This window comes from Spirillospora sp. NPDC000708 (assembly GCF_040299565.1).
Classification (GTDB): Bacteria; Actinomycetota; Actinomycetes; order Streptosporangiales; family Streptosporangiaceae; genus Spirillospora.
Genome location: NZ_JBEPCJ010000031.1, coordinates 59,929 through 80,998, shown reverse-complemented (window position 1 = coordinate 80,998; position 21,070 = coordinate 59,929). Strand labels below are relative to the sequence as shown.

General features: G+C 66.6%; 20 protein-coding genes. 11 read left to right on the top strand and 9 right to left on the bottom strand.

Annotation, left to right across the window (positions count from 1 at the left end; all coding sequences use genetic code 11):
- Positions 1 to 663: 663 nt before the first annotated feature.
- Positions 664 to 1,608: a LysR family transcriptional regulator gene (locus ABT299_RS22765; RefSeq protein WP_500251920.1), complete on the bottom strand. Its 945-nt coding sequence runs from the start codon at positions 1,606 to 1,608 to the stop codon at positions 664 to 666.
- Positions 1,609 to 1,748: 140 nt separating this feature from the next.
- Between ABT299_RS22765 and ABT299_RS22760 the strand changes: the two genes are divergently transcribed.
- From ABT299_RS22760 to ABT299_RS22740, 5 genes are all read left to right on the top strand, one after another.
- Positions 1,749 to 3,221: an MFS transporter gene (locus ABT299_RS22760; protein WP_500251919.1), complete on the top strand. Its 1,473-nt coding sequence runs from the start codon at positions 1,749 to 1,751 to the stop codon at positions 3,219 to 3,221.
- Positions 3,222 to 3,257: 36 nt separating this feature from the next.
- Positions 3,258 to 3,533 (top strand): hypothetical protein, encoded by a 276-nt coding sequence (locus ABT299_RS22755; protein ID WP_500251918.1) that lies wholly within the window; start codon positions 3,258 to 3,260, stop codon positions 3,531 to 3,533.
- Between the two features lie 75 nt (positions 3,534 to 3,608).
- Complete coding sequence (locus ABT299_RS22750) at positions 3,609 to 4,235, top strand: TetR/AcrR family transcriptional regulator (protein ID WP_387032596.1); 627 nt, start codon at positions 3,609 to 3,611, stop codon at positions 4,233 to 4,235.
- A complete protein-coding gene (locus ABT299_RS22745; protein WP_387032593.1) occupies positions 4,232 to 5,020 on the top strand; it encodes an SDR family oxidoreductase in 789 nt (262 codons plus the stop codon). The genes ABT299_RS22750 and ABT299_RS22745 overlap by 4 nt, the downstream gene beginning before the upstream one ends.
- 48 nt (positions 5,021 to 5,068) lie before the next feature.
- Positions 5,069 to 5,812 (top strand): SDR family NAD(P)-dependent oxidoreductase, encoded by a 744-nt coding sequence (locus ABT299_RS22740; RefSeq protein ID WP_500251917.1) that lies wholly within the window; start codon positions 5,069 to 5,071, stop codon positions 5,810 to 5,812.
- 192 nt (positions 5,813 to 6,004) lie between these two features.
- On the opposite strand, the gene ABT299_RS22735 is transcribed toward ABT299_RS22740, so the two are convergent.
- The gene (locus ABT299_RS22735) at positions 6,005 to 6,553 is read right to left on the bottom strand and encodes a GNAT family N-acetyltransferase (RefSeq protein WP_387032591.1); all 549 of its coding nucleotides are present in this window, start codon (positions 6,551 to 6,553) and stop codon (positions 6,005 to 6,007) included.
- 724 nt (positions 6,554 to 7,277) lie between these two features.
- On the opposite strand from ABT299_RS22735, the gene ABT299_RS22730 reads away from it, so the two are divergent.
- From ABT299_RS22730 to ABT299_RS22720, 3 genes are all read left to right on the top strand, one after another.
- Positions 7,278 to 8,189 carry a zinc-binding dehydrogenase gene (locus ABT299_RS22730; protein WP_387032589.1) on the top strand — a complete coding sequence of 304 codons (912 nt, stop codon included), beginning with the start codon at positions 7,278 to 7,280 and terminating at the stop codon, positions 8,187 to 8,189.
- Between the two features lie 678 nt (positions 8,190 to 8,867).
- On the top strand, positions 8,868 to 8,990 hold the full coding sequence (locus ABT299_RS22725) for a hypothetical protein (RefSeq protein WP_387032587.1): 123 nt from the start codon (positions 8,868 to 8,870) through the stop codon (positions 8,988 to 8,990).
- 162 nt (positions 8,991 to 9,152) lie between these two features.
- On the top strand, positions 9,153 to 9,926 hold the full coding sequence (locus ABT299_RS22720; RefSeq protein ID WP_500251916.1) for an SDR family oxidoreductase: 774 nt from the start codon (positions 9,153 to 9,155) through the stop codon (positions 9,924 to 9,926).
- A gap of 987 nt (positions 9,927 to 10,913) precedes the next feature.
- Here ABT299_RS22720 and dmpG read toward each other — a convergent pair.
- The 4 genes from dmpG to ABT299_RS22700 form a co-directional block, all read right to left on the bottom strand.
- A complete protein-coding gene (gene dmpG / locus ABT299_RS22715) occupies positions 10,914 to 11,909 on the bottom strand; it encodes a 4-hydroxy-2-oxovalerate aldolase (RefSeq protein WP_500251915.1) in 996 nt (331 codons plus the stop codon).
- Between the two features lie 8 nt (positions 11,910 to 11,917).
- Positions 11,918 to 12,793 (bottom strand): acetaldehyde dehydrogenase (acetylating), encoded by an 876-nt coding sequence (locus ABT299_RS22710; protein ID WP_387032579.1) that lies wholly within the window; start codon positions 12,791 to 12,793, stop codon positions 11,918 to 11,920.
- A 78-nt stretch (positions 12,794 to 12,871) separates the two neighbouring features.
- Complete coding sequence (locus ABT299_RS22705) at positions 12,872 to 13,348, bottom strand: RidA family protein (RefSeq protein WP_500251914.1); 477 nt, start codon at positions 13,346 to 13,348, stop codon at positions 12,872 to 12,874.
- A 29-nt stretch (positions 13,349 to 13,377) separates the two neighbouring features.
- Positions 13,378 to 13,986: an aspartate/glutamate racemase family protein gene (locus tag ABT299_RS22700; RefSeq protein WP_500251913.1), complete on the bottom strand. Its 609-nt coding sequence runs from the start codon at positions 13,984 to 13,986 to the stop codon at positions 13,378 to 13,380.
- A 223-nt stretch (positions 13,987 to 14,209) separates the two neighbouring features.
- Between ABT299_RS22700 and ABT299_RS22695 the strand changes: the two genes are divergently transcribed.
- On the top strand, positions 14,210 to 15,142 hold the full coding sequence (locus tag ABT299_RS22695) for a LysR family transcriptional regulator (RefSeq protein WP_500251912.1): 933 nt from the start codon (positions 14,210 to 14,212) through the stop codon (positions 15,140 to 15,142).
- Positions 15,143 to 15,778: 636 nt separating this feature from the next.
- Here the strand turns inward: ABT299_RS22695 and ABT299_RS22690 are convergent.
- Both ABT299_RS22690 and ABT299_RS22685 read right to left on the bottom strand, forming a co-directional pair.
- Positions 15,779 to 17,008, bottom strand: a complete 1,230-nt coding sequence (locus tag ABT299_RS22690; protein WP_500251911.1) for an MFS transporter — start codon at positions 17,006 to 17,008, stop codon at positions 15,779 to 15,781.
- Positions 17,005 to 18,072 carry a Glu/Leu/Phe/Val dehydrogenase family protein gene (locus tag ABT299_RS22685; protein ID WP_500251910.1) on the bottom strand — a complete coding sequence of 356 codons (1,068 nt, stop codon included), beginning with the start codon at positions 18,070 to 18,072 and terminating at the stop codon, positions 17,005 to 17,007. The genes ABT299_RS22690 and ABT299_RS22685 overlap by 4 nt, the downstream gene beginning before the upstream one ends.
- A gap of 252 nt (positions 18,073 to 18,324) precedes the next feature.
- On the opposite strand from ABT299_RS22685, the gene ABT299_RS22680 reads away from it, so the two are divergent.
- A complete protein-coding gene (locus tag ABT299_RS22680) occupies positions 18,325 to 19,503 on the top strand; it encodes a PucR family transcriptional regulator (RefSeq protein WP_500251909.1) in 1,179 nt (392 codons plus the stop codon).
- A gap of 267 nt (positions 19,504 to 19,770) precedes the next feature.
- Complete coding sequence (locus ABT299_RS22675) at positions 19,771 to 20,232, top strand: transposase (RefSeq protein WP_500251908.1); 462 nt, start codon at positions 19,771 to 19,773, stop codon at positions 20,230 to 20,232.
- A 382-nt stretch (positions 20,233 to 20,614) separates the two neighbouring features.
- Here the strand turns inward: ABT299_RS22675 and ABT299_RS22670 are convergent, their stop codons facing one another.
- On the bottom strand, positions 20,615 to 21,061 hold the full coding sequence (locus ABT299_RS22670; protein ID WP_500251907.1) for a hypothetical protein: 447 nt from the start codon (positions 21,059 to 21,061) through the stop codon (positions 20,615 to 20,617).
- Positions 21,062 to 21,070 lie beyond the last annotated feature (9 nt).

Sequence of the window (21,070 nt, the reverse complement as noted above, 5' to 3'; positions counted from 1 at the left end):
CCTGCCAAGACGCCTGTCCTTGGCACACAAAATGCTGTGGGTCCAGGCAGTGTTGTTTGCACTTGCGTGCCCCATCCCGAAAGGCGCTGACGCAGTGTCGGCACTGACGCAGGGAATCCCGGATGATGAGAGCGCACCCTACGTTCTGATCCCCGTGCTCTACTTGGCCCCGCTACTGCTGTTCGCAGTGCCGGCTTGATGCTCGCCGTGCGGTTCTCTCGCGGAGGGCGGGCGTTCACAAAGGGGTCATTGCCTTCGAGGTGCTACTCATGGGCCCTGGCCCTGATTCTCGCCGGAAGTGCGCTAGTGTCGTTCGGTTTGCTCTACCTGATGATAGGGCTTTATTTCCCGATCGCCCTCCCGGCGGTGTACGTCTTGGCCGCGCTGCTCACACTTGAGGGACGCGCGCACTTCAGATGAGCGTTGTGGACGCTGAGCGGGCCATTCCCGTCCCAGAACCCCAAAGCGCCCGCGCTGCAGTCCGCCCCGTCCGGCCCGCTCCGGCGGACTCCACAGCGAGCAGATGTCCGACTGTGTCGCGGACACCGTCGCGGGCGAAGCCTCAGCGATCCGGAGGAACCCACCTCGCCACCCTCCACGAAACGCCTTTCCTGACCCGCATGGCAGCAGCCGAGGAAGCCGATGCTGCTGCGCCGTAACGCCTCAGTTGGCAGCGTCTCCGGTCGCCCACAGGTCCTCAACGGCTTTTCCTGGACCGCCCGCTTTGCGCACCAACTCTGCTGCAAGCTGCACAAACGCCCGTAGCCTGGCCGTCTCGTGATCGGTTGGCCAAACGCAGGCGTAGTCGATGGGAGGGGCGTCGGCCAGGGGCTTGAACTCCAGGCCTGGGCGGTTGTAGTAGTGCGCACCCGCTGCGGCGACCGGTGTAACGCCCTTGCCCGCCAGGACAAGCGACAGCGCATCCTCCCAGTGTGTGATGGCCTGTCCGTGGGGAATGGGCTGCCCCGAAGGCGTCTCGCGCGGGAAATGGTGATCGAGCCAGTGTGCGGGGACAGGTCCGGCCACGGTCAGCAGGGTGGTTCCCGCAAGGTCTTCCATGCCGACCGCCGTGCGCCGGGCGAGCGGGTGCGAGGACGACATGAGCAGCACCCTCGGCTGTGACACCAGAACCGGCCCCAGCGTCAGATCGGGCTCGGCCACCGGCATCTCGGTGACCTGCATCTCGAGGTCCCCCGCCCGCAGTGGCCCGTAGGGATCTGAGATCTGCACCTGCCGTATCTGTACCTCGACCCCCGGGTGACGACGCGTGAACACCTCCGAGATCCTGTGCAGGAGGTGGCCGGTGAAAGCGCCGGAGAAGCCGATGCGCAGTCCGCCCGTAATTCCGCGGCCGGCGGCCGTCGCCTTCGCGATCGCCTCCTCGATCTGCTGGTGAGCCGGGGCAATCTGGTCCCTCAACTGCTCTCCGATGGCAGTCAACGTCACCCGCCGGCTGGTGCGCTCGAAGAGCTTGGCGCCGATACGGCGCTCCAGCCGGGCGATGGTCTGGCTGACGCGGCTCTGTGAGATCCCCATGTGCTCGGCGGTGCGCCCGAAATGTAGTTCTTTGCTTAGAGTCAGGAAGATTTCGATCTCTTGTCGTTCCATGACTCTAGTTCCGTGCCTTCTCGTCTCGGCGACCTCGAACGATGAGCTCAGCGGATCGATCGTTGCGCATGTCGTTCTTGTTGTACGGGTCCGGTGCTTCGAAGCTGGCCAGGCCAGCCAGATCGTCGGAAAGGACTTCCATGGCCGTCACCGATTCCTCACCTCCTGTTCGTCCTGTGCGTGATGTCCAGGCTCTTCAGCGGCGTTCCGCCGCCGACGCGGTGTTCAGCACCCGGGAGCGGCTGGTTCTGGTCACGCTGTGCTGCGCGACCTTCATGTGCGGGCTGGACTTCTCCATCGTCACCGTCGCTCTGCCCGACATCGGCCGCGGCCTGGGCTTCTCCTCGGCGGGCACTCTGCAGTGGGTGGCCACCGCGAGCTTGCTGCCGTCGGCGAGCCTGCTGCCGCTGTTCGCCCGAATCGCCGACCTGATCGGCCGCAAGCGGCTGTTCACTGTCGGCGTCATGGTGTTCACCCTGTTCTCCCTCGGAGCCGCGGTCGCCAATACCCCCGGGGTGCTGATCGCCGCTCGCATCGGCCAGGGCACCGCCGCCGCGATGATCGCCCCCGCCGCCATCGCGCTGATGACCGGCTACTTCAAGGAGGGCCCCAAGAGAGCCCGCGCCCTGGGCCTCAACGGCGCGGTGATGTCGTTGGGCTTCGTGCTCGGCGCGCTCGGCGGCGGTGTCATCACCAGCGGCTTCAGCTGGCGCTGGACCATGGTCGCGCTGGCCGTGATCGGCGCGCTCGCGCTGGCCGGTGCGCTGGCGATGCCGGCCATCGGGGAGTCGGGTGCCGCGCGGCGGGTGGACGTCCCCGGCGCCGTACTGGCCACGGCCGGCCTCTTCGGCCTGGTCTTCGGTATCTCCAGCGGCGGCGATCAGGGCTGGGCCGGCTTCGAGGTGCTCGGGCCCATTGCCGGCGGCCTCGTGCTCCTCGCCGCGTTCCTGCTGGTCGAGCGGCGCCACCCGGAGCCGCTCGTGCCGCTGACCGTCCTGAACCAGCCCACCGTCAAGTGGTCGGGCCTGCTCGGTGTCATCACCTTCGGCATGTGCGCCGGGACCACGGTGCTGCTGAGCCTCTACATGCAGAACGTCCTGGGCTTCACCCCCGTCCAGGCCGGCCTGAGCTACCTCGGTGAAGGCGCGGCCGCCGTGTCCGGAGGCATGCTGGTCGCCCGCCTGCTGAGCCGGTTCGGAGGGGTGAGGATACTGATCGTGGGATTGCTCGTGCAGGGTGCCGGCACCGCTGCGATGTTCGCCCTGCCGCAGAGCGTCAACCTGCCGGCCCTGCTCATCACCTCCTCGGTCATGGGGCTCGGCCACGTCTTCAGCGTGGTCTCCTTCATCACCGTGATGACGACGGGCGTCAGCGAGCAGGACCAAGGCGTCGTCGGCGGCCTGTCGCAGCTGCCGCAGTACGTCGCCGCCATCGGCGTCTCCGGCCTGAGCGCCATCGCCGCCGCGCGCACCAGCGCCTTGTCCGCCGGCTCGGCTCCCTCGCGTGCCGACGTAATCGGCGGACTGCACGCAGGCATGCTGACGGCCGGTGTCCTCACCCTGGCCGGCGCGTTGCTGACCGGCGCCCTCCTGCACCAACGGACCAGAGCGTAGACAGCCCTCACGAACTGTCACCCTAGGGAGACAAGCATGTCCACCGCCCCGCCCACGTCCGACCGCGGCCGCACGGTGCCCGGCAACGCCTCCGACCTGCCGCCCTGCCGCGGGGACGGCGGCACCGGCCTCATCATGGAGCCCTTGTCCGCTCACAACCCTGTTGCCGCCATCGCCCAGCATGACCTTGACGCCTCCCTCGAAGCGGCGACGACCGCCTCCCGGACCGGCCTGCCCACCAGCACAGTGCCGACCATCGTCCTCTCCGCCGCTCTCGGTCGGCTCGTCATCCCGCGCGACCACCGTGGCTGACTTGCTGAGGCTTATCCATATGGATAAATTTATCCATATGGATAAGCCTGCCGGTCGACGAGCCGCCGTACTGTCATGACCAGCCGTCAGGCGGCGACGGCGGCCCGCAAGGAGCAGATCATCAGTGCCGCGATCACCTTGCTGGCCGAACGTGGCTACCGGGCGACCACGTTCGAGGCCATCTGCGATGAGGCCGGGCTCAGCAGCAAACGACTGATCACCTATCACTTCTCCAGCAAGGACGAACTGTTCGCAGCCGTCACCGAGCAGATCGTGGCGGACGGTGAAACCTGGATGCGGCTCGCCCTGGAGTCCGTGGACGGTGCGCGTGACCTGCTCGCCACCGTCATCCGGGCGAACGTGGCATTCATCGCCGGTCACTCGCGCCAAGTCCAGGCACTTAGGCAGATCCTTCTCAACGGCGGCCTGGGCGACTGGGAGCGGCACCATCTCGAGTCACTGAGGCAACTGGCTCGCCTCTTCGTCAAGGGGCAGCGTGACGGCGTGTTCCGCGCATTCGACCCACAGGTCATGGCGGCGGCCGTGCGCGCTTCGATCGACGGCGCGGCGCCGCTTCTGTCCACCGGTCTCGACCCCGGCGTGTACGCGAACGAACTGGTCGAGCTCTTCGACCGGGGCACACGGGCCGAGTCCCGAGACATCGAACCCACTCACGACGGAAGCAGGCGAGGAAGCCGATGACCCGATCCGAACACGCTGGCCGGACTTATGTCGTGACCGGTTCGGCGTCTGGCATTGGAGCTGCGACTGCCAGGCTGCTTCGTGAGAGTGGCGCTGACGTCATCGGCTGCGATCTCAGCGGTGCCGAGATCCAGGCTGATCTGTCCACGCCCGACGGGCGGCAGTCGCTGGTCGACCAGGTGGCGAGCAGAGGCGCCATCGATGCCGTGCTCTCCATCGCCGGGGGCGGTAAGACAGGGCTTCTCCAGACGAACTACTTTGGCGCTGTCGCGACACTCGAAGGGCTGCGACCGCTACTGGCCCAGAGCGAATCGCCTCGGGCTGTCGTGGTGTCATCGACCTCTTCGCTGTCGCCCGCGGACGAGCGAGTGCTGCAAGCGTGCCTTGATGGAGATGAAGCCGCCGCCGTGGCCTACGTCGAGGCGGACCCGTCCGCCGGCGGCGCCGCTGGCGCTTACGGTGCCGCCAAACGGGCGCTCAACCGGTGGGTGCGCAGGGTCGCTCCAACCCCCGAGTGGGCCCAAGCCGGCATCGCCCTCAACGCCGTTGCGTCCGGTGTCGTCGACACGCCCGCCGCTTCTTGGATCTTCGCGAGCGAGGAAACGCGCATCGCCGTGGAGACCGCGGCACCGCAACCGTTCGGTGGTTTCCCGGGACGCCCCGAGTGGGTCGCCGAGCTCATCTGCTGGCTCGCCGGTGCGGGCAACCGGTTCGTCACCGGTCAGATCATCTTCGCGGACGGAGGAGCGGAAACGAAGCTGATCGGAGATCTCCATTGGCGTTGATAAAACCACGGAACAGCGGAATGTCTGATGTATATGGAGAGGATGACGATGAAAGCACTGCAAGGCAAGAAGGCCGTGGTCACCGGGGGCTCCCGGGGGATCGGCCGTGCGATCGTGGAGCGGATCGCCAGCGAAGGAGCGCAGGTGGTCTTCAGCTACGCGCAGAGCGAAAGCCGAGCCGCCGAGGTCGAGCAGACGGTCGCACAGGCCGGCGGCAAGGCTCAAGGCGTACAGGCCGACTTCACCGACCCAGCCAATGCCGAACGCCTCATGAGGCATGCCGAGGACCTGCTCGGCGGACTCGATGTGCTCGTGAACAATGTGGCCATGGCCTTCACCCCGATTCCCATCGTCGAGATCGACGATGAACTCTACGATCAGGTGATGGCGACCAACCTCAAGTCGACTTTCCTTACCACGCGTTACGCCGCCAGAAATATGCGCGATGCCGGGCGCGTTATCAACATCTCCACCGTGAACACGATCAGGCCGGGACTTGGCATAGCCTTGTACACCGCGAGCAAAGGGGCTATCGAGCAGCTCACCGCCGCGGCCGCGAGGGAACTGGGGCCGCGCGGCATAACGGTGAACACGGTGTCACCTGGATTCACCGACACGGATCTTCTGCGCGGAGCCAACAGCGAACAGCAACTCGCGCAGATCCCCGCCGTCACTCCGCTCGGCAGGGTCGGGCAGCCGACGGACATCGCCGGCGTCGTGGCCTTCCTCGCCGGCCCCGACGGCCGTTGGGTCACCGGCCAGAACATCCGCGCTACCGGCGGATTCGCCTAGCCAACAGCACAGGAGCCAGGGGTGTTGGTGGCCCACCGCCCCTGCTTCCGGTTCTCGACAATGCGTAGATATACGGCCCGGATGTGCGCCGTGCGGTCCTTTGCGCTACGCACGGCCGACGATCTCGTGACCGGCGAACTGCAGGAAGGCGCGCGGGCAGGGCTGTCGGGCGGCGTAGTCACGGCATGCTCCTCACCTTGACCGACGGTCGGGCGGGCGATGGGCGAGATCGAGCGCGAAGACGACGCGGTCGATCCCCGGGCCGTCATAGTCCGGATGGACGGGAAGGTCGCCGGCACCTTGCTCCCCGGGCAGCAGATCGAAGCCGAGTCGGCGGTGAAAGGATTGAGAGGTGGTGTTCCCAGGGCTGGTGATGCAATGGACGCGGCGGCGCCCGTGCGCACGTGCCTGATCGAAGAAACCTCGGTAGAGGGCGGTGGCTATGCCTCGCCCGCGCAAGAAGGGATCCACGCCGACGAAGTGAATGTAAGCCACTTCCGGGTCGCTCTGCGACAGGAAACCGATCAGGAAAGCGGCGAGGTCTCCGTCAGGGTGCTCGGCCAGATAACTGGTCGTGTTGAAATGTTGAAAGAAGAGCCGCGGCAGCAGCAGCGCCCGCTCCTTGGCTCCGGCCTCTCCTCCTAGCCCGCCCCACCAGCGATCGAGTACCGACAGCACGCGTGCATGGTCCTTGGCCGTTGGACGCCGTACCACCAAGTCCGAAGGGAAATCGTTGATCATTCGACAATACTCTCACGTCACACCGCAAGGCGCACCCCTACGGATTGCTTCATCGGCGACTCTTTCGTTCAAGGGATCGGTGACCCGGAATATCGGAGCCGGGTCGGCCCGGTGCTGGAGGCGACGGGCGCTGGGATAACTGCCTTCAACCTGAGAATCGGACGCAACACGTCCAATGACGCGTCCGTTCAGAAGGCATTCCAGTATCGGAATGCTGAGCCCGGTCGCCTTTGAGGAGCAACTCCGCACCTCACGCCGACCGGCGACCCATCTCCTGCCCTGGGACGGATCGCCGACCCGGCCGCCGTTGGCAAGGACCTCGGCGATTACGTCTCGGGCGACTCGGCTGATCGCCGTCCACGGTCTGCCGATACTCAGTTTGAGTCCGAGATCAGGCGGGCCAGGAGCCGCCGGACCAAGCACTCGCGCCTGCCGCGCTCGACGACCTGGCGGAGTGGCTCAGCAGACGTCCGGAGCTCACTCGCCACTCCGGGGTACGACGTGAAGGTCACGCGGGCGTCTTCGACATCTACCCGCCGCTCCAGCGGATCCGCTGCGCACCTTTTCGATCGATGCAGCGCTCCCCTCGCCCCGGCCCGCGAGCTGGGCCCTAGTGCAACCACAAGGGAGTGGAAGCCGAAATCGCAACCCTGACAGATGATCTGTTACAAAACTATCTACTAAGATAGTATCTCGGGTGCCACTCAAGCCAGAGGAGATGTCCATGTCTACGCGCGCTCTCATCGTTGCCCCGTCCGCCCCTGCGGGCATCGGATTCGGGGAGGTCGCCGACCCGGTTGCCGGCACTGGGCAGGTGCTCGTCGACGTACTGCACACTTCACTCAACTATGCGGACCTCAACAACGCCCGCAACGGACGTGTTCCGGTCGGATCGCCGTTGGGCCTCGACGCGGCGGGGGTCATCATCCGAGGGGCGGCGGACGGTTCTGGGCCCTCGGCCGGAACCCGCGTCGTGCTTTTCGCGGACGGTGCGTTTGCAAAGCGGGTAGCCGTCGACGTGTCGGCAGTCGCCGAGGTCCCGGACGGCATCGGGCTGGCCGAGGCGGCGGCACTGCCGACTGCGGGTCTGGCCGCGCTCCGTTCATTGCGGACCGCGGCCGTCGCGCCCGGAAAGCGCGTGCTGGTGACCGGCGCCTCGGGCGGCGTAGGACGCTACGCCGTTCAACTCGCCGCGCATGCCGGGGCCTACGTCATCGCCTCGGTTGGTTCTTCTGAGAGAGGCGATGGCCTCGCCGGCGCGGGAGCCAACGAAGTGATCGTAGGGCTGGACGCTGTCAAAGAGCCCGTCGATATCGTCGTCGAGTCGGTCGGCGGAGGTCATCTGGTCACGGCCTGGAAGCTCCTTGCTCCCGGCGGGAGCCTTCAGTCCGTCGGATGGGCCTCAGGAGAGCCGGCCGTGTTCCCGCCCTATTCCACTGTCGGCCCGCCCAAAACGCTCGTGTCCTATGTCAACGACTTCGCTGCCGCAGACGACCTCGCAGACCTGGTGCGGCTTGTGGCCGACGGTGCCCTGGTGCCCGCGATCGGCTGGCGCGGCTCATGGGAGCGCTTCACTGAGGCAGCCGACGAGCTGATCGGCCGACGCGTAAACGGGAAGGCGGTCTTCGACCTGTAGCAGGGCGCCACCCGGCTGATCGCTCAGTCACCGCTCGAGGTGATAGCCGATAAATGAGGCTGTTTCCTGTAAAAATTATGAAAAAATAGGCTCGTGGCTCGCCCCGCGGCATTGCCAGTCGCTCGCCTGATGACCTGCGACGCGCCGGATACATCAACCGGGGCCGTTGCGACCCGCACAGGTCCGGAGTGCCATCGATCTTCTTCGCCTTACCGTGCATTTCATTCTGCGAGTGCGGTTTGATTCTGGATCGGAGGCCCGTCAAGTGGGAGTGGCCTCGCCGGTGAGGCGGAGACTCATGAGGTCGATCGATGATTGTGAGGCGGAGCATGGCGGCGGAGCCGGCCAACAGGGTCTCGCAGTCGCCGCACCCAGCATAGGTGCAGCATGGCCAGCCCGGTGCATTCGACCGCCCAAGGGGACGATAGAGGGTGAGACCCGCCTGACTTCCGCAAAGCGATGCGCTACGGAAGTCTTTGATCTACCCGATCGACGAGGTGATCCCTCCAGAATGGCAGTTGCGGAACTGGCGAAGCACCGGACAGTATTCTCTGAGGTCGTCTCTCTTGTCGAGCCTCACCCCAGGGTTCCTGCCCCCTGAGCGTACGATCAAGGGGCCAGGTCCAAGGGTTTCCCGTAACGGCAGCGCACCAGAATCGTTGACCTCTTAGGGAGCAGGTGATCAGTGCCGGTCGGGACGAGTGGGTGCTGGTGTCCACCGGCCTGTCGGTGCAGCGGTTCTGCCCCCTGGTACGGGTCGAGGCGGTGAGCAGACCGACACCGCACGGTGGTGGAGCCTAGCGCCAGATCGCAATTGACAGCAGGGGTGAAGGTGCCCCAGCATCGGGCGGTCGACTATCTGGCGCGCACCCTGCGAATGCCCAGAGTATTCATGATACGAAAAACTTGCAGATGCCGCATAGTTCCTGCACGTTATTTTTATAAGGAGAGGCGGTCATAATTATGTCCACGCGTGCACTGGATGGCAAGGTTGCGCTCGTCACCGGCGGCAGCAGGGGGATCGGACGAGCCATCGCTGAGCGGCTTGGCCGCAACGGAGCTGTTGTGGCCGTTGCGTTCGCACGCAATCTGACAGAAGCGGACAGGGTCGTTGAGCGGATCCGTGAGCAGGGTGGCCGCGCTTTCGCCATCCAGGCCGAACTGGGTCGACGGGGCGACGCGGCCGCTCTCTGGGCGGCCTTCGACGCGCAAATCGAACAGCACTCATCCCAGCGAGGCGTCGATATCATCGTCAACAATGCCGGCATCGGCCGTGGTGGGGAGCTGGCCACGCTCACCGAGGAAGAATTTGACGAGGTTTTCGCTGTGAACACTCGAGCGCCGTTCTTCATTGTAAAGCACGGACTGAAACGAATTCGCAACGGAGGACGGATAATCAACATTTCCAGCTGTGCGGCACGCTTGGCCATGCCGGAGATCATCGCCTACGGGTCAACGAAAAGTGCCCTTGACGCCTTCACAAGGAATCTGGCAAAGGAGTTGGGCCCGCGAGGCATCACGGTGAATTCGGTAGCTCCCGGTATCGTCGGCACCGACATGAACGTGGGGTGGCTTCGTGGCAGCGCCGAAGCCGAATCATATGTCGCCTCGCTGACCGCACTGGGCCGACTTGGACAGGCAGAAGATGTTGCCGACATCGTGGCTTTTCTCGCGTCAGATGATGCTCGATGGATTACCGGCGGAGTGATCGATGCAAGCGGCGGCATCGGATTGTGAAATCCATTCGACACATTTCTTGTGAGACTTTTTCGCGTTTTGTGCGGACCGTGTCGTCGACTTTTGCGCTGTGTCCGAGGCCAGCTGAGTTATAGGAACCGTCCGAGCCGTTGATCCCGGTGTCCGGCCCGCGTCGCCAAAGCGCCGGAGCGGCGGCAGTGAATAATCGGATGGCGTTCACGGCGATCGTGTGCATGCTGACCATGAGTGCGCGCCGTGGCAATCTGCCCGCAGAGTTCGGTGTGCGTCTGCCGACTCCGCATCACCGGTTCGCGGCGTCGACATGAGCGGATGTCGCCATGGTAGCTGAGTAAGGCCCAGTTAGGGCTGCAGTGGGTTCTCACCGAGTGATTCCTTCGAACGCGGGCATTCGGGAAGCGCGGTGGTCGTCACCAAGTCCCGCCTCCGGCGGATAGCGAGGTGACGATCACGGCAAGCAGGTCACGGGCGTGACGCTGACCGAGTTCGGTGACGATTCCTGCAACTCCGCAAGACCACATCACGCTGGAAAAAGCTCGGTACCGCAGCCCGATTCCGCCCCCTGGGATGTGTTTCTGTCAGGACGGCCCCTAAGGCCAGCACCGTCATTATCTCGCCGATTCCCGAGAGGCCCGCCGTGATGGTGTCGCCCCGGTGCGATGGTGTTGGCCCTGGTGATAGAACAGCACAGCACGACATGGCCTGGCGTCCACTGATGCCCCCAGCACACCGATGGTGTTCGCCAGCTCACAGCGTTGAAGGTGTGCCGAGGAACGCCGCTCCCGTGCCGGTTTCGGCGTCCGTACCGGATCGCGGTCGAGACGAGACCGATTTTGTGACAGCGGACCTGGTCTTCGGACTCGATCGAGACCCGCACCTGCTTCTGCTGGATCCGGCAAGCGTCGGCGATCGCCGCGCCGAGCTATGTGATGCTCAAGGGAGAGATCGGTGTCCCTGGCCGGGAGGCGTCAATCAGCGCGGCGGCTGCTTCTCGGACTTCGCAAGGTCTCACTGCTCACACCGTCCACGGCTCGAAAGCTCCGCGGCGACGTCGATGATCATGTCTTCCTGGCCGCCGATGACCTCGCGTCGGCCCAGTTCCAGGAGGAGATCGCGTACAGGCACGCCATATTTGCCTGCAGCGCGCTTCGCCGGGTGGAAGAAAGTCGAGTACAGGCCAGCGTAGCCGAGCAGGAGCGCGGTCTCGTCGATGATCTGTGGTTCGTTCATCAACGGTGCGATGATGTTTTCGGCGACCTCGATCAGCGCGAAGACGTCGACTCGCGGCGGATGACCAGCTCGTTCCAGCGCCGCCGCAAGGACCTCGGTCTGGGCGTTGCCGGCGCTGGCTCCCAAGCCCCGGAGCGACCCGTCGATGTAAGTGGCGCCGTTCTCGACTGCGGCGAGCGCGTTGCCAATGCCCACGCCCAGGTTGTTGTGGGCGTGGAACCCGATGTCGGCGTGGACCGCGTCGCGCAGCGCGGCGACGCGGGCTCCGGCGGAACCGGGCACGAGCGCGCCGGCCGAGTCGACCACGTAGATCACTTGCGCGCCATAGGAGTCAAGTTTCGCGGCCTGCTTGGCGAGTGCCGCGGGTTCGAGCTTGTGGCTCATCATTAGGAAGCTCATGACGCGCATACCGTGCTCGCGGGCATGGCGGATCGGCTGCTCGGCGCAGTCGGCCTCAGTGCAGTGGGTGGCGACCCGAACCGTGGTAGCTCCCGCGTCACGGACGGCGTCCAGGGTCGCGAGCGTCGAGATCCCCGGCACGTACAACACGGCGATGTCCGCTCTGTCCACCGCGGCGACGGCGGCCTGGACGTACTCGATGTCCGTCGCGGCGGCGAGCCCATACTGGATCGAGGAGGCGCCGATGCCGATGCCGTGGGCGACCTCGATGACCCGGACACCCGCCTGGTCGAGGCCTCTGGCCACCGCGCCGACCTGTTCGGGCGTGAACTTGTGCGAGACACTGCTCATGCCGTCACGCAGGCTCGTGTCCACGATAGTGATCATTGGGCGGCTCCCAGGGTCTTCTCCGCGATCCGTTCGGCGACGGCGACCGCGGCGGCGGTAATGATGTCGAGATTGCCTGCGTACGCGGGCAGGAAATCGCCGGCGCCCTCCACCTGCACCATGACGGTGACCAGGTCGCCGTCGACCTCCACGAGCCGCAACCGGTAGCCCGGCACGTAGCGTCGGACTGCGGCGGCCATGTCCCGAACGGCGTGCTCGATTCGGGCGGCGTCACTCCGGCGAACCCTGGCGTACACCGTGTCGCGCATGGCCATGGGAGGCTCAGCCGGATTGATGAGTGAGAACGCCTTCGCCTCGTCCACTCCGGCGACCACGGTCAGGGCTTGCCCTGTCTTCTCGCTGAACTCGCTGAGATTCCATCGGGTGCCCGGACCGGCACTGGCGCTCGCGATTGTTGCAACGATCTCGCCGTACGAGACGTCGGCGACCTGGTCGATCGCATGGAGAAGGGGGATGGTGGCCTGCCCGGCACAGCTGACCATGTTGAGGTTCGGCGCCTCCAGGTGGTCGTCGAGGTTGACGGCGGGCACGACCCAGGGGCCGACCGACGCGGGTGTCAGGTCGATCGCGATGATCCCCGCCGCCGCGTAACGCGGCGCGGCCGCAGCGTGCACCTTCGCCGAAGTAGCCTCGAAGACCAGCGGGGGTCGGTCCGATCGCCTGAGCAGCCAGTCGACGCCCTCCGCGGACACCTCGACGCCGAGATCCTTGGCTCGCCGCAGGCCCTCGCTGCCAGGGTCAATGCCGATCATGAAACGAGGATCGACGAGCTCGGATCGGCGTAGCTTGTAGAGCAGATCCGTTCCGATGTTGCCTGAACCGACGATCGCCGCCGGGACTTTCGCGGGCATGCTCGCGCCCTCCCTATGACCGAATGAGATCGCTTCCCCGGCAGCCCTGCGGCCGGGGGTTCCAGAGGATTCGGGGGCTCAGCCGCCTGACGGCCGACGAAGCTCGACCAGAAGTTCCAGCTCGACGGGTGAGTTCAGCGGAAGCGTCGTCACCCCGATCGCCGAGCGGGCATGTCGTCCGGCATCACCGAAGAGCCCGCAGAGCAGGTCCGACGCCCCATTGGCGACCTCCGGATGCCGGGTGAAATCGGCCGTCGACGCGACGAACACCAGGGCCTTGACCACGCGGGCCACCCTTGCCAGGTCGCCGACCTCCGCTTTCAGAGCGGCCAGAGCGTTCAGCGCGCACTGGCGCGCGCACTCGTACCCGAGTTCAACGCTGATCGTGTCACCGAGCCGGCCTGCCGCGATCAGCTGACCCTCCTGCAACGGCACCTGGCCCGAGATGTAGACGTGGTCACCGCTGCGTACAGCGGACACGTACGTCGCGACCGGTGAAACGACCTCCGGGAGCTTCAGCCCTAGTTCCACAAGGCGCTGTTCGGGATGCGACATCGTGGGCTCCATTCAGTGGCGTCTCGGGCTCATCGCGGACCTCCCCGCCAGGCAGGCATCGCCCGCTCGCCAACAGAAACGTCATAGGCCGCGCGAGCGAGCAGACGGGTCGAATCCAGCGTCGGCAGAGGAGAGACCTCAGGCGTGATCAACAGCGGGATCTCGGTGCAGACGAGGGCGACCGCATCGCAGCCCCGGTCGGCAAGCCGTTCGATGACGCGCAGGTACTCCCGGCGCGACGCATCACTGATCACGCCATTCACCAGCTCCTTGAAGATGACCTCGTTGACAAGGTGACGGTCGTCGGCGTCCGGCAGCTCCGCTGCGATCCCGCGCGCGGCGAACGCGCTCGGATACAGCGGACCGTCCATCGTGTAACCGGTGCCCAGCACGCCGACGCGAGTGCGCCCTTCCGCCGCGGCATGTTCCGCGACGACCTCGGCGATGTGCAGGCCCGGCAGCGGAAGGTCCGGTCCCGGCACCGCCAAAGCCATGTGAGCGGTGTTGTCCGGGCATACGAAGAAGTCGGCGCCGACCCGGGCGAGCCGCTGCGCACTGGTGGCCAGAGTGGCCCGTACGGTCGCGTGATCCCCCGCGTCCCAGGCAGGCATGCTGTACCCGAAGGCGATGTAGTCCATGGTCACATCGGCGTGCTCGTGGCGGCCGGTCCGGCGGAACCCCTCCTCACAGAAGGTGAGGAAGCAAAGGGCGGCTCCTCCCGTGCTGTGAGCGAGAACTCCAAGGTGCTTCACGACGACTCCGACATCTCAGGGAAGCGGGACGCTTCATTCTTTACCGGGAACCTCTGCCTGCCTACTCTGAGGCATCCATCGATATAGCGGTCATGCTGAGGAGGTATGGATGGAACTACGGGTGCTGGGTTATGTGGTCGCGATCGCCGAAGAAGGGTCCATCAGCGGAGCTGCTCGCCGACTGCGGCTGACCCAGCCGACCCTGAGCCGGCAGTTACATGAGCTGGAACGTCGCGTGGAAGCTGAACTGTTCGTCCGCTCCGGCCGCGGGCTCGTTCCCACCGCCGCCGGCGAGGCGCTGCTCCGGCGAGCCGTGCGCATGCTGGCCGACGCAGACGCCGCGATGAAAGACGTGCGGCTGGCCGCCGAGGGCAAAACCGGTCATTTGACGGTGGGGTTCGCCGGGTCCGGCATTAACGGAGCATTGGGAGACGCCCTCGGCCGGCTGCGGGCGGGACTCCCGGACGTTGATTTTTCCCTGGTGGAGTTGTTCGACGACGCCGAGATGTCGAACGGCATCCTGGACGGGGACCTCGACGTGGCCGTGCAGCGGCTGCCGGCGCGCGATGCCCGCCTCGCCACACGAGTCTGGGCACGCGAGCCCCTGGCCCTCTTCCTGCCGGCCGGGCACCCCCTCGCCAGGACCCGTGAACCCGCGCCGGTGTCCGTACTCGGAGAGGTTCCCTTGGTGCTGTGGCCACGAGAATCCGCGCCCCATGCGCACGACGAGATCACCTCGTTGTGTCACCACGCCGGGATCGTGCCCCGCATCGGCGCACGAGGTCGGACTGTTCAGACGATTCTCGCGCTCGTCGCCGCGGGCTTCGGTGCTGCCGTGATGGCCGATTCCTACCGGGTGCTACACCGCGAGGGCGTGGCATATCGGCGACTCGCGGGTACCGCCACCACCTTGCACCTCGTCTGGCGAGCCGACGCCAAGAGCCCTCTCCTCAGACGTTTCATGACCGCCCTGAACGCCGTGACGCCTCGGCATCCCGAAGCAGGAGCCGAGACTCCCGCCGGGCCCGCCGGGCGCTCGTGATCACCCGGTTCCCAGGAACACTGTTTCGAAGCCACAACAGTGAACCCCGTGGTGTCCAGTGGTCTGATCTTGCCGGGGTCGAGGGTCAGGCCGGTGGGCGGGAGGCAGCCGTCGATCAAGTAGGGCCGGTACTGGTTCTTCGGTGTCCCGTGAGGTAGCAGACCACGCCGGAGATGTTGGCGCGCCCGCAGCCCCCGGCCGCGCACCCGCACCACCGGCCGCGGCTCCGCGTGGTGCCCGGGTGCGTCCCTTCGGCGGCCACACCTCGGCCTTCCATACCTCGAAGGCCTCGTCGTCGAAGCCGTGGACTAACGGGCCACGTTTCAACTCCCGTTCCTGCCACGACCATTGCTGCGCGCTGAGCCGCTCGACCGACACCGGATCCTTCGAACGCAAAGCATCCCCACCGCCCTGCTGCCACGCGTGCTTCCAGCGCCGCACCGAGCGCGCCGTCATCCGTAACTCTCTCGCGATGACCTGGTCTTCTCTCCAAGCGCGAACCGCTACGCCGTCTCTAGCCGCAGCCGCTCCCGCCTCTGCTGCTCGCCGGGCGTCACTCCGCCCCCTTGCGCGTACCGCATGGTCCCCTCGTACCGCAGGGATCAAGAAACGTCACCAGCAGACGGACAGGCGAGTTCAACCTGAGTAACTCTCCGGGCCGATCCGCTGCTCCTCCTGCGCGCTGATCACCGCGGGCGCCACGCGATCCGGCGAGCCGGCCGTTACCGGGACGGTCCGCTGCACGGAGAGCAGCGCTACGCACGCGATCAGCGCAGACAGGGCCGGAACGGCCACTGGTCCCCCCGTCGACAGGGCGAGCCCGCCAACGGCGCCGCCGATGGCGACGCCCAAGAACTGCACGGAGAAGTGCAGCCCCAGAGCCAGGGACCGCTGCGAGGGCGCCAGGGCGGCGATCCGTGCCTGCTGGGAGACCCCGCCGCAGCACCAGGCGGCCCCCAGACAGAACAGCACCGGAAACGCGGCGATCTCCGCGGCGATGTGGGGATGCCAGGCGGTGCCGACGGCGATGGTTCCGAGCAGCAGCGCCATCAGCAGGAGAGCCACGCGCAGCACCTGCGCCAGGGGCACCTCGACCAGGATCCTGCCGATCGTGCGCCCGGCCAGGAAAGCGCCTGCGCCGAAGACGATCATCAGGGCCGCGACACCCCGGCTTCCCATCCCGGTCGCCCGCTCGGCGATCGGCGCGAGATACGTGTAGGTGCAGTACGCGGCGAGGAAGACCCCGAAGGTGGTCAGCAGACTCCACCGGACGGCCGGGCTGCGCAGCAGTTCGGCCCGTCCGGTGCCGACGGGAGCCGCCGGCACCGCCGGCAGCAAGACCGCCAGCATCAGCGCGGTCGTCAGCGCCAGGACCGTGACGAACAGGAACGTACCCCGCCAGCCGAGCAGTCCGCCGATCAAGGTGCCGATCGGCGCACCCAGGGTGAGCGCCAGCGCGTTGCCGCTGGCGGTGACCGCGATCGCCTTGGGCATGTCCTGCGGACGGCACAGCGCGGCCGCCGCCGCGGCGGCCGGCCCGGCCAGCAGGGCCGCGCTCAACGCGGCCAGCACGCGCGCCGCGGCGAGCACGGCATAGTCGGGTGCGCACGCGGCGAGGGCGTTGCTGAGCGCGAAAGCCAGCATGGCTCCGATCAGCACCGACTTCGGCGGCACCCTCCGGAACGCGCCGATCAGCGGCGGCCCGGCCAGGGCGTAGACCAGTGCGAAGACCGTGACCAGCTGTCCGCCCACTGATACGGACACGTTCATGGAGTGCGCGACCGCCGGCAGTACGCCGGCGATGACATAGCCCTCGGTACCGACGGTAAAGGTGGCCAGGGCCAGCACGTAGATCCGGGGGTTCATGCCAGTCCCCGCGCGGTGGGAACCGGTGCGGCCAGCTTCCGGCGGGCGAGGTCGTCGGCGGCCTGCGCTGTCGTGATCTTCGTGCGCGCGGCCGTCTCGAACAGGCCGGTCAGGGTATCGGCGATCGACTCGATGCGCTTGACCGCTTCCTCCGGTTCGTCGCCGAGGACTTCGCGCGAGACCGCGTTGACGACACCGCCGGCGTTGGCGATGTAGTCGGGGGCCCAGAGGATCTCGCGCTCCCGCAACAACTCCGCCACGCCGGGATCGGCCAGTTGATTGTTCGCCGCGCCCGCGACCGCAGCGCATCGCAGCCGCGCCACCAGATCCCGGGTCAGCAGGCCGCCGAGCGCGGCGGGGACCAGCACGTCCACCTCGGCGGTGGCCGCTGCGTCGGGTCCGGCGAACACCGCGCCCAGCTCTGCGCCGAGCGAGCGCTTCGCCGGGTCGACATCGCTCAGGACCAGGTCGGCTCCCGCCGCCGCCAACCGCCGGGCGATCTGCTCCCCGACGTGCCCCAAGCCGATCACCGCGAATCTCCTGCCCGCCAAGGCCGGCGAGCCGAACAGCGCCAGGCAGGTCGAGCGCAGTGCGGCGACGACGCCCAGGGCCGTGAACGGCGAGGGGTCACCGCTTCCGCCGACTGCCTCCGGCCGGCAGAACACGTACCCGGTCCGTTCGCCGATGACCGCCATGTCGGCCGGTCCGGTACCAGCGTCTGGACCGGTCACGTAGGCGCCGCCGAGCTCAGCCACGATGTCGCCGACATCGTGCAGGGCCGCGCGGCGTTCGTCCGCGGTGACGCTCCGCCCGGCGGGAAGGACCACGACCGTCTTGCCGCCGCCGTTCGGCAGCCCGGCGGTAGCGCACTTACGGGTCATGCCCTCTGATAGGCGCAGCGCGTCGCGCAGGCCGTCCTCCCAACTGTCGTACGCCCACATCCGGCAGCCGCCGACCGCACGGCCGAGAGCAGTGGAGTGCACTGCGACGACGATCGGCAGCCGGCTCCGCCGCCCGCGTCGCACCACGACCGATTCATGACTGAACTCCATCGGATTCTCCACGCGTCCTCCATTGCACCCAAATGCTTTCGACCCATCGCCGGGACCTGGCCCCCGCGGCGTCCGCTGTCCAGCCTGCCGACGACCGGTTCGCGGGGCCAGAACCGAATCTGAGAACTCCCCGGCGCCGTCTTTGTGGAATCCACAAAAAGGCAGCATGCGCGTTCTTGATCGCCTCTCGTCGACACATGGTCGCAGTGGAGCTGCCATACAATCGCGAGAGAGATCACTACGAAATCCACATCGGGAGGGGCGATGGCGGAGTCCGTGACCGAGGGGGGTGGGCAGGCCGGCACCGCCGCGGAGTGGCAGCCCGTCGTCGATCTCTGCGAATCACTCGCCGCAGAACTGCCCACGGTGATCCCGAGGATCGTTGATCGCATACGGATTGAGATCCCGAGCTATCAGATCGTGGACCGCGAGCAGCAGGAACGCGACGTCACCCGCCACTACCAGGGACTGCTGACCGGCGTGGCCGCACGCCGCTCGCCCACCCGCGAAGAGGTCGAGGCCGCGCATGCGCTCGGAGCCGAACGCGCCGCCACCGGCCTGCCGCTGCACGCCCTCATCGGGGCTTACCACGTCGGCTATCGCGAGATGTGGAACGTGCTGCTTGCCCGTGCTCAGTCGCATGACACCCGGGCCGAAGCGCAACTCGTCTCGATCGTCGGGATGGTCTGGACGTGGGTGCAAGATTCCAGCAGCGCGGCTGCCGAGGCGTACGGCGTCGCCGTCCGCGCCGCCGATGCGACGCTCCTGAGGCTGACCCACCAGTTCCTCGACGGCCTCGCCACCGCCGAACCCGCAGGTGTCGACCTCGAGCAACTGGCTGCCGCCCTCACCTTCGACCCGGCCGGCGAGTTCCAGGCACTGTGCTCACCGGCCGAGGACTGGCCCGACGAGCGCATGATGGATCTGCGGCACCACCGATGGCCGGGCACGCTGCGCTGCGCGACCCGCGGCAACCTCATGATCGCCCTGGTCCAGGGCATCTCGCCGCAGGCCGTGGTCGAAGCGGGCCAGCGGCAGAACCCTGATGCGAGCTTCGGCATCGGCCTGCCGCGGACCGGGCTCCCCGGCGCCGCGATGAGCATGGCGGACGCGAGAGCGGCGCTGTCCCTGGCGGATCAGGGACAGGTGAAATCCTTCGCCGACCACTGGCTGCTCGCCACCTTGGCGCCCACCGCGCAACGCTTCGCGGTGCTGCTCGAGCCGCGCCGAGAGGCCGCGCAACAACACCCTGACCTGGCAGAGACGGCGCTCAAGTTCGCCGAGAACGGCTTCTCACTCACCGCGACCGCCCGCGTCCTGCACGTGCATCCGAACACCGTGAAGTACCGCCTGAAGCGCTGGCAGCAAATCACCGATTGGGACGTACGCACCTGGCAAGGACTGTCGTCCACCATCATCGCGCTCGGCCTGCCGACACTCTGAGTGAACCGTTCTCATCCTGTCCTGCAAGGATGATGGTGCAGGTCAGCGGGGTGGTGTGACGAGGCGAGGCTCCTGGTCGTTGCGGTGGTGTTCCAGCTTCGTCCGAGGAGCCTTGCTTGGTCCCGTATCGTGCCACGCTCGACGTCCCGCATGAGCTGGTCGAGCACGTCACACGTCAAGGGGCGCCCACACCTGCTTCGAGGACGAGGTAGGCCAGGGGCTGAGGCCGCCGAAGGGACGCACCCGGGCACCACGCGGAGCGGGCCGGTGGTGCGGGTGCGCAGCCGGGGCAGCGGGCGCGCCAACATCTCCGGCGTGGTCTGCTATCGCACGGGACACCGCTCCCGCTTCTTCTACCAGACACCGGGCACCCCGGTGGCCTGGTGCCGGGACAACCTGAACGTGCACCTGATCAAGGAGTTGGCGAACTTCGCCGAGGAACACCAGGAGCGGCTGCGCATCTTCCAGATGCCCTCTAACGCACCGCAGTTGAACCCCGCCGAAAGTATCCGGTCTCCGCTCAAGCGACACCTGGCCGACTTCGCCGTCGCCGACCACACGCACCCCCCCACACGCGCGATCAAGCGCAAGCTGAACAAGATCCAATACCGGCCCTACTCGATCGACGGCTGCCTCCCGCCCACCGGCCTGACCCTCGACCCCGGCAAATCAGATCACCGGCACCACGAGCTCAACCTGAGTAGCGCGAGGACCACCATCAGCGAATGACGCCGTCCCCGCCCATCCCGCGGATCGGTGATCTGCGCCCATACCTGCCGAAGATCGAGTTCCGGCCCCTGGGGCACCGGACCGTCCTGCTCAGCCAGGACCGTGGCGATGGCCGAAACGACCACGGGGATGACACACTGCAACGAGGCTTCCGCGAACGAGATGATCTCCGATAATCACCCGTCCTATGGGGCCTTGTGCACGCCAGGGCCACGACACCCCCTCCGCCATCACTCTGTGACACGATCCCCGCGTCTCGACATCCGAAAAGCGGTCAGCTCAGAAAAGCGTCGGCAGGAGCGCGGGCAGCAGATGGCGAGCCAGGCGTAATAAGCCGTACCGAACCGCTGCATCCGCTGGTCGATCACCTGGGCCGTGGCCGTCACCGGGAGGTCGCAGTCGATCGCCGGAAGCGCCCGGAATCATCGTGCTGGTAGAGCAGCTGCATCTCGGAGAGAGGTTTTGCCCCGGTGAAGACGGTCCATATATCGCAGTACCCTGCCGAATCATTCTTCACATCGAGAATGATGTGGGCCCCGGGTCCCTCGTCCGGGAAACCCTCTAGTTTCCAAGTGCCTGCGCCAGACCCCTGCTTGTGCTGGAGAGGGTCGTCCTCCTCGGTGCATCGGGGATCGAGAGGGATGCTCGTCGCGATGAACCGGCCGTCATCACGGAACTCCATACGACCACCAACCGAGTTCTCCCACAACCCGATGGCATCAGACCTCTTCGCATGTGGATGCGTGACGCATCCGCTGGTCAGCAGCGCGACCAATGAGCTGATCAAAACAGCTTTCGTCCAAAGTCGCGAGCGCAACCGGCTCACCATCGCACTCCA